General features: G+C 53.0%; 4 protein-coding genes and 1 pseudogene. 3 read left to right on the top strand and 2 right to left on the bottom strand.

Features of this window, described 5'->3' with window-relative positions; translation table 11 throughout:
- Nucleotides 1-185 precede the first annotated feature (185 nt).
- Together H7A81_RS26540 and H7A81_RS26535 are read left to right on the top strand one after the other, a co-directional pair.
- Nucleotides 186-794 (top strand): LysE family translocator, encoded by a 609-nt coding sequence (locus H7A81_RS26540; RefSeq protein WP_182059261.1) that lies wholly within the window; start codon nt 186-188, stop codon nt 792-794.
- Nucleotides 795-874: 80 nt separating this feature from the next.
- Entirely contained in the window at nt 875-1,282 is a 408-nt protein-coding gene (locus H7A81_RS26535) for a hypothetical protein (RefSeq protein ID WP_182059260.1), read from the top strand.
- 77 nt (nt 1,283-1,359) lie between these two features.
- Here H7A81_RS26535 and H7A81_RS27860 read toward each other — a convergent pair.
- Nucleotides 1,360-1,455: pseudogene (locus H7A81_RS27860) on the bottom strand (hypothetical protein); the annotation flags it as partial.
- Between the two features lie 145 nt (nt 1,456-1,600).
- Here H7A81_RS27860 and H7A81_RS26530 point away from each other — a divergent pair.
- Nucleotides 1,601-2,506 (top strand): LysR family transcriptional regulator, encoded by a 906-nt coding sequence (locus tag H7A81_RS26530; protein WP_034822648.1) that lies wholly within the window; start codon nt 1,601-1,603, stop codon nt 2,504-2,506.
- Here the strand turns inward: H7A81_RS26530 and msrA are convergent.
- Nucleotides 2,503-3,039: a peptide-methionine (S)-S-oxide reductase MsrA gene (msrA, locus tag H7A81_RS26525; RefSeq protein ID WP_082678132.1), complete on the bottom strand. Its 537-nt coding sequence runs from the start codon at nt 3,037-3,039 to the stop codon at nt 2,503-2,505. The two genes, H7A81_RS26530 and msrA, sit on opposite strands and share 4 nt — an antisense overlap.
- Nucleotides 3,040-3,115 lie beyond the last annotated feature (76 nt).

The raw sequence follows: 3,115 nt of genomic DNA, 5'->3' as shown, positions 1-3,115 counted from the left end.
GGCCTGGCTAAAAGACCCCAATTGCGACGCACTGGCAAAGGCGCGCAACGCGTAAAGTGGAGGAAGCGTCATAAGGCAAACTCAATATTGAGTAAAACTCACATTCAACGGCATTTTAAAGCGTTTTTCAATGTGGAAACGAAAAGCCATACTGGCGACCTTCTGATACGTTTCAGGTCGTTGCCATGAACTTCTCACTGCTGCTGGCGTATATGCTGGCGATTTTATTGCTGTTAATAACGCCAGGCCCGGTGGTGGCGCTGATCACGGGCACGGCCGCGCGTCACGGTTATCGCCGCGCTTTTGCCACAGTGGTGGGCACTAACGCGGCATCACTGGTGTTGATTGCGCTGGCTGCACTGATGTTGACGGGATTGGTCTCTCTCAATCCCTTGAGTTTGCAAGTCGCCGGGTTGCTGGGTTCCCTGTTTATTGGCGTGATTGCCTGGCGAGGGTTGCGTGCTGCGACAAGTGCAACCGCCCACCGGCCTGCAGCACAGGGTGGATTGCTGAAAGGCTTTGTGGTGGGCATCTCTAATCCAAAAGATATTCTGTTTTTTGCCGCGCTGTTTCCACAGTTTATCGCCATCACGCCTGATCTGAGCAGCAGCCTGATTACCCTGGCGCTGGTGTGGATGGCCTTCGATTTTGCGGTGCTGGCGTTTTATATCATCACCGTAAAGCGCTGGCTGCCGGGAGCACATCAGCAGCGCCTGGAGCGGATATCAATGCTGATGTTGTTGCTGATCGCGCTGGCGGGAGCGTTCTACAACCTGAGGCAATTGTTGTTATAGCGTGGTATTGAAGATTTCACCCGTAGCGCCGATAACGCATAGCGAATGGCTGCATGGAGCAGCAGACTAAAGGGAAAGTAATGAAAAAAGCATTGATAGCGTTAGCGGTTTTAACCCTGGCAGGGTGCGCCAGACCTTATGGATCAGCCGATACCATCATCAATCAGCAAATGGTGACACCGGATGCCAGCAAGAAGCAGACATCGGTGACTGTTACGCGCCTCAAGCAGTTTATTGGTAGTGCCAGCGGTGGAACCTGCAAATTCGTGGTGAACGTGGATGGTCAGGATGTCGCGATGTTGCGTCAAAACCAGTTTGTCACTGCTTATCTGGAAAATGGTCTGCACAAGTTGCGCGTCAGTAATGACTGTTCAGTGATGAGTCTGGGGATGCGCAAGTCGCTGGATATTGTGGCTGACGGCACGCCACAGGAGTACGCCACAGAAGTAGGCTTCTGGGGGCAGTACCGCATGTGGCGCACTAAATAAGTTACAGGTCGATCACCCGATTGCGTGATTAAATGCGTGAGCAGCACAGCGCGATAAACTGTTCAGCGGCTGGCGCTGGGTTTTTTTGTTTCCCCCCTCAGGCAATCCTCTTCAAATACCCGCATATTGAAAGCGTGCACATCTTCTAACTGGACCCGCAGCTCGACGTTGCGGGTATTCATGGTGATGTTCCTGCCATTGGCACACAAGGGCGACTGAAAGACTTCATTTTTAACAGGACATTGTGAATAATTAGCTCTGTACAAATCCATCCGACATAATTCAATCAAGTGTTGCAAAAAACAGTACAGGTGATGCATGAGTCCGTTTTCCCGCTTTTCCGTTTACTTTGCAGAAGTGGCTCGCAGCGGCAGCTTACGTAAAGCCGCCGAGAAACTGCACGTCTCCGCGTCCGCCATTAACCGGCAGATCCTGCAGGCGGAAGAGAGCTTTGGTACGCCGCTGTTTGAGCGTTTGCCGGATGGGCTGCGGATGACCACCGCCGGTGAGTTGTTGTACGACGATGTGATGCGCTGGCAGCGCGAGTTTCGCGTTACGTGCCAGCGTTTCGACGATATACAGGGTTTGAAGCGCGGTAACGTCAGCGCGGGTCTGGTGCAATCACTGACTAAGGGACCGGTGGCTGATGCGATTGCGGATATTGCACGTGAACATCAGTGGCTGCGGCTGGAACTTACCGTCGACAACAGCCACGCCATCAGCCAATTGATTCGACAGTCTGCGATTGATTTTGGCTTGATCCTGGATCCGGCGGGACAGAGTGGACTGGATGTGTTGGCGTTTGCGGAACTGGATATGGGTATAGTCATGGCGCCCGATCATCCATTGAGCCAGTGCGATGCGCTATCGCTCAGTCAATTGAGCCAGGAACGGCATATCATTCCTGGTGATTCGCTGGTGGTCCATGAACGGGTCGATGCGCTATACCGCAAGCAGGGCATGGCGCCGGATAACATTATTGCCTGCAACGATATTCGCCTGATACGCAGTTTGGTTGCTCAGGGCACTGGCGTATGCGTGCTGAGTTTGTTGGATGTGATGACTGAAGTGCAGGAGCAGCAACTGTGCTTTGTGCCGCTGAAAAACAGCGTGATGCGTCCGCTGACGTTGGCCCTTTGTACTGCGCCATCCCGACAGTTATCGCGGGCGGCGCAGAGGGTGATTCAGCGCATCACACAGGTTATTGATGAGATGGCGCGTTAAGCGTCTGATGCCTGTTTCGGAAATTTATTGCGCAGTTTCTGCAGTTTTGCCGGGATATTCATCATACAGAAGGCGTTTTCCTGTCCTTCTTTCTCCCAGAAGTTTTGGTGATAGTCTTCGGCTGCGTACCACTCGGCTAACGGTTCCAGCTTTGTCACCAGCGGCTTGCTGAGTTCGGCAGCGGCGCGCGCTATCCCTTGTTCAGCGGCAATGCGTTGTGCATCGCTGGTCGGAAACAGTGCGGAGCGATAACGTGAACGCACCACGCCGTCTTTGATGTTTTCCTGCGTGGCATCATGTGTCGCGAAGTGGATGTCGAGCAAATCGTCGTAACTGACGAGATCGGGATCGAACTCGATTTTCACCGCTTCGGCGTGACCGGTGGTGTCGCTGTATACTTGATCGTAAGTGGGTGACGAGACATGGCCGCCGATATAACCACTTTCCACGCTCAATACACCATGGATGGATTGGAAAATCGCTTCAGTACACCAAAAGCAGCCGCCGGCAAAAATGGCTTGTTCACGCATCAGTCTAAGTTCCGGATAAAAAAAGTGACGTTACCTTACACGGCGGCGAAAAGAGATGGGAAGAGGGCCGTGTAGGGCA

This window comes from Pantoea sp. ME81, assembly GCF_903970985.1.
Lineage (GTDB): Bacteria > Pseudomonadota > Gammaproteobacteria > Enterobacterales > Enterobacteriaceae > Pantoea > Pantoea communis.
This window is presented reverse-complemented; position numbering and strand designations above follow the sequence as displayed.